The sequence below is a fragment of the Ruoffia sp. FAM 26255 genome (genome assembly GCF_045528525.1).
Classification (GTDB): domain Bacteria; phylum Bacillota; class Bacilli; order Lactobacillales; family Aerococcaceae; genus Ruoffia; species Ruoffia tabacinasalis.
The window spans coordinates 1-4,870 of record NZ_JBGQQX010000085.1 but is presented as its reverse complement, the minus strand read 5'-3'; the positions used below and the strand labels follow the sequence as shown (position 1 = coordinate 4,870).

Annotated in this window: 5 protein-coding genes; 4 read left to right on the top strand and 1 reads right to left on the bottom strand. The window is 35.7% G+C overall.

The window, feature by feature from the left end; genetic code table 11:
- The first annotated feature begins 403 nt into the window (after positions 1-403).
- Both ACEN31_RS10940 and ACEN31_RS10935 read left to right on the top strand, forming a co-directional pair.
- Positions 404-865 (top strand): GtrA family protein, encoded by a 462-nt coding sequence (locus ACEN31_RS10940; RefSeq protein ID WP_407090949.1) that lies wholly within the window; start codon positions 404-406, stop codon positions 863-865.
- A complete protein-coding gene (locus ACEN31_RS10935) occupies positions 855-1,811 on the top strand; it encodes a glycosyltransferase family 2 protein (protein WP_407090950.1) in 957 nt (318 codons plus the stop codon). Before ACEN31_RS10940 ends, ACEN31_RS10935 begins: the two co-directional genes overlap by 11 nt.
- Before the next feature lie 59 nt (positions 1,812-1,870).
- Here ACEN31_RS10935 and ACEN31_RS10930 read toward each other — a convergent pair whose 3' ends face one another.
- Positions 1,871-2,515: a CpXC domain-containing protein gene (locus tag ACEN31_RS10930; protein ID WP_338489832.1), complete on the bottom strand. Its 645-nt coding sequence runs from the start codon at positions 2,513-2,515 to the stop codon at positions 1,871-1,873.
- Between the two features lie 175 nt (positions 2,516-2,690).
- Here ACEN31_RS10930 and rpiA point away from each other — a divergent pair, with 175 nt between their 5' ends.
- Both rpiA and ACEN31_RS10920 read left to right on the top strand, forming a co-directional pair.
- Positions 2,691-3,377 (top strand): ribose-5-phosphate isomerase RpiA, encoded by a 687-nt coding sequence (rpiA, locus tag ACEN31_RS10925; protein ID WP_197104179.1) that lies wholly within the window; start codon positions 2,691-2,693, stop codon positions 3,375-3,377.
- 21 nt (positions 3,378-3,398) lie between these two features.
- Positions 3,399-4,703 carry a pyrimidine-nucleoside phosphorylase gene (locus ACEN31_RS10920; protein ID WP_407090951.1) on the top strand — a complete coding sequence of 435 codons (1,305 nt, stop codon included), beginning with the start codon at positions 3,399-3,401 and terminating at the stop codon, positions 4,701-4,703.
- Positions 4,704-4,870 lie beyond the last annotated feature (167 nt).

The window sequence follows — 4,870 nt, the reverse complement described above, 5'->3', positions numbered from 1 at the left end:
ATGAGACTAAAAAGTTTTTCTTTAGCTTAGAAAATCGATTAAAATATTTTAATTTCGATAAAGTGATCCAAAATTGAAAAATAACGACTAGAATAACTCAATATTTAAAAGTATGAATTATTCAGGATAAATATTCATAAATATATAACAACTAAAGTGTAGAATGAGGTTTGGAAACAAACCTCATTTTTTAAACATGAGAATAAAACAACGGACGGCATGTTATGCTTTTATATTGGCCTAAAATCCGTTACTATTAAGGGTAGTAATTTTGAACATAATCAGTGTGTATAATGAAACACACATATAAAGTAGTTTGATTGTAAGCATAAATAGAAAGAGAATCATTTTTTGTCTATCAACCTATGAATGATTTAATAAAGTATAGAAAGAAGGATAATGAATGAAACGTTTGATACAACAGTTTTTTAACTTTGCTGTTGTCGGTGGGATCTCAACACTGATTGATTTTATTGTGCTATATATTAGCTATGAAATACTGGGCATGAATTACTTAATCGGCACAGCCATCGCGTTCATTATTGCCACCGTATTTAATTATTGGGCAAGTATGCGATTTATTTTTGTTAGTAAGTTTGGAAAAGACCAACGCTATAAAGAATTTACAATCTTCTTATCACTGAGTATCGTCGGACTTATCTTGACACAGATTTTGATGTTCGTATTTGTAGAATGGTTTGGTGTGGCAGTCATGATAAGTAAGATTTTCGTCACAGGTTTTGTGATGATATTTAACTTTGTATCGCGGAAAATTCTACTAGATGATTCGAGTGAAGATGAACCAATCAATTCGGTACATACCGAAAAAGTTGCTGTTAAGGAGGCAAATCATTTTGACAAGTAATATTATGACGATTGTCGTTCCTTCTTATAATGAAGAGGATACGCTGGAAATTTTTATGGATGCGATTTTAGAAACTCAAAAGAAATTGCCATCTGTTTTTATTGAGACATTATTTGTAAATGATGGATCTCGTGACAATACACTTGCAGTTATTAAGCAATTAGCTGCAAAATATCCAGATAGAGTTAGCTACATCTCTTTCTCAAGAAATTTTGGTAAAGAAGCGGGAATTATGGCAGGGCTTGAGTATGCTCAAGGTGAGTGGGTTGCTTTAATGGATGCGGACTTACAAGACCCCCCTGAGATGCTTGTTGAGATGCATCGATTAATTACAGAAGAAGACTATGATGTTGTAGGAACGAAGCGCGTAAGCCGTGAGGGTGAGCCGCCAGTGAGATCATTCTTCGCCAATTTATACTATAAGTTGAATAATGTCATCTCGGATGTCAAATTAGAAGAAGGTGTTCGAGACTATCGTTTAATGAAGCGCGAAGTTGTCGATGCTGTATTAAGCTTGCCAGAGAGAAATCGATTCTCTAAAGGGATCTTTAGTTGGGTCGGTTATAAAGTGAAGTATTTAGATTACTATAATGTTGAGCGAAGCGCCGGCGATTCATCTTGGTCTTTTACCCAACTCATTCGATATGCTTTCGATGGCATCATCAGTTTCTCAGATGCGCCTTTAACATTTGCAAGTATGCTAGGTTTAATTATCTTTATCCTTTCAAGTATTTATGGAATCTACATTATCGTTAAGACAGTTCTTCTCGGAGCAACAACACCAGGCTGGCCTAGTCTAGCGGTACTCATCGTTGGTATGGGTGGTCTGCAATTATTCTGTTTAGGTATTGTTGGTAAGTACGTCGCTAAAATCTTTAATGAAACTAAGCGTCGCCCACTCTATATTGTAAAAGAAGCTCATACACGCAAAGAAATTGAACAATAATAAAAAACCGTCTAAATCTCAAACGCAATTTGTAAAGAGATTTAGATGGTTTTATTTAATTAGTTACTACTTAAAGCATGTGCCGCCCATTCCGCATTGATTAAATGGAATTGACCAGTTTCTGTTGTATTCACTATCTTCTTATATTTGTCTTTGGCGAATTTAAGTAAATTATCACTAAAATCAACTAAAAGTTGTTCATTAGCCGTAATGTACATAATTTTTGGTACGCCATCTTTCATATAAAAGAAGCGCGATTTAACATCTTCATTCGGTTTTTCTTTCGCAAATAACCCATCAGTCAACAATTTAACAATTTCAACTTCACGGTCATTATAGTGATGATCAAATAATTGAATTTTTTCTATTAAATCAGCATGGTGTGTCACAATACGCAATTCGTAATCAGATAAGTCCACTTTCTCGTCGCGAGTCACATTTTCTAAAAGTGTACTCAATTGATCTTGTTTATTTTTTAAGTTTGGTACTAAAAAGACCATAAATTCTTTTATTGGATCATGATATAAGAATTCTGTTTCGATTTGTCTGCGTGTACCACAATTACCACATTCAAAATATTGTAGTTGGCCATTTAATAAGTCTTTTTTCAAGTTCGGCTGTAATTTTGAGTTTACACGTGTTTCTACTTCTTGTGAAGCGGGTGTTTCACACACAGGGCATTTAATTTTAACTACTTGTTTCATTGAATCCTCCTAGAAGCTGTTCTATTGATATAGTCAATACATTCATTATAACAAAAATAGATAATTTATACGATATCAAAGGCAACAAGTAATCATGAGTATGCTATAATTTAATTGATAGGGCTACCAAAGTGAATAGGAGCTCAAATAGGAGAAAAGATAAGGTGGATGACAAATGTCTTTAGGTAAAGAAGCTGTTGGACGAAAAGCAGCAGATTATGTGGAAGATGGGATGGTAGTTGGCTTTGGTACAGGATCAACTGCATATTTCTTTATAGATGAAGTTGGAAAAAGAATACAAGCTGGCGAATTGAAACACATTGTTGGAGTTGCGACGTCACGTCAGACATTAACACAAATGCAATCATTAGGCATTGAGAGTCGTTCGCTTGATGATGTGAACTTTATTGATTTGCTTGTTGATGGTGCTGATGAGACGACTCGTGATTTTAACGGTATTAAAGGTGGTGGGGGCGCATTACTCCATGAGAAAATTGTTGCCCAAAACAGTCGACGTATTATTTGGATTGTGACGGAAGATAAATTAGTCGACACTTTAGGTAAATTCCCACTACCGGTCGAAATTGTTCAATTTGGTAGTTGGAAGTTATTCCGTACCTTCGATCAGTCTGGCATGAATCCTACATTTAGAAAATCAGGTCAAGATACATTATTTATTACAGATTCTGGTAATTATATTATTGATTTAAATTTAGATGTGATTCAAAATCCTCATCAATTAGCATTTGAGCTAAGTAATATGGTTGGGGTTGTCGAACATGGTTTATTTTTAAATTATCCTGATGTCATATTATCAAGTGATGCTGAAGGAAATGTACAAGAAATTACAAGAAGCAAATAATCTAAGAATTGGAGGTAAGTTATGAGAGTTGTCGATATCATTGAGAAAAAACAAATGGGTGAAGAGTTAACGAAAGCGGAAATTCGCTTTATGGTAGAAGGATTTACAAATGAATCTATTCCAGATTATCAGATGAGTGCTTGGATGATGGCTGTATACTTCCTAGGAATGAACGAAAAAGAAGCCAGTCATTTAACGATGGCTATGGTTGAAAGTGGAGACCAAATTGATTTATCCGGGATTGATGGCGTTAAAGTAGACAAACATTCAACTGGTGGAGTTGGAGATACTACAACGATTATACTTGCACCCTTAGTAGCGAGTGCCGGCGTTCCTGTTGCTAAGATGAGTGGACGTGGTCTAGGACATACCGGTGGAACCTTAGATAAATTTGAAGCCATTGAAGGCTTTGAGATTGAAGTACCGATTGAGAAATTTATCGAACTAGTAAACAAGAATAAAGTGGCGGTTGTTGGTCAAACTGGAAACTTAGCCCCCGCAGACAAGAAAATGTACTCATTACGTGATGTGACAAGTACTGTTCAATCGATTCCATTAATTGCGAGTTCCATTATGAGTAAGAAAATTGCCTCAGGTGCCGATGCAATTGTACTGGATGTTAAAGTAGGTGACGGTGCGTTCATGAAGACCGTTGATGATGCGCGACAATTAGCTAAAACAATGGTTCAAATTGGTGAACAAGTGAATCGTAAGACATTAGCAGTTATCTCTGATATGAGTCAACCACTTGGCTTTGCTGTTGGGAATGCTTTAGAAATTAAAGAAGCGATTGATACATTAAAAGGCGAAGGACCAAGTGACTTAACTGAGTTATGTCTAGTATTAGGTAGCCAAATGTTAATAGCTGCGAATAAAGTCGAAACCTTAGAAGAAGGTAAATCCGTACTACAAGAAAAAATTGAAAATGGAGAGGCGTTAGAAACACTCCGTCAGTTTATTGAACACCAAGGTGGAAACCCAGCGGTTGTTGATGATCCAAGCTTATTGCCACAAGCAAAATATCAAACTGAAATTAAAGCGGACCGTGATGGAGTTATTAGTGATTGGACTGCACTTGAAGTGGGAGTGGCTTGTAGTTTGCTTGGCGCAGGGCGCGAGAAGTATACAGATGATATCGATCCAGCGGTTGGTGTAGTTCTTAAAGCGAAAGTTGGAGATTCAGTTAAAAAAGGCGATCCGATTGTTGTTATTCACTCGAATACAGAAGATATTTCTGAAGTTGAAGACAAATTAACAAAAGCCTTTAAGATTAGTGACCATAGTGAACCAATTCAATTAATTGTTGATACAATTAACCATGCATAGAAAATACTAAAAATCCCATTGTCTCAATGAAGAGGCAATGGGATTTTTTTAGGCTCTTTGTCAAATAGGGTTGATGACTCATTTTAATCAAGATCAAGCAGCATAAGTTGTTGCTTGATCTTTTTTATTTGTCTGAGGGACATATAATCGCGTCATAAGTAAAATAC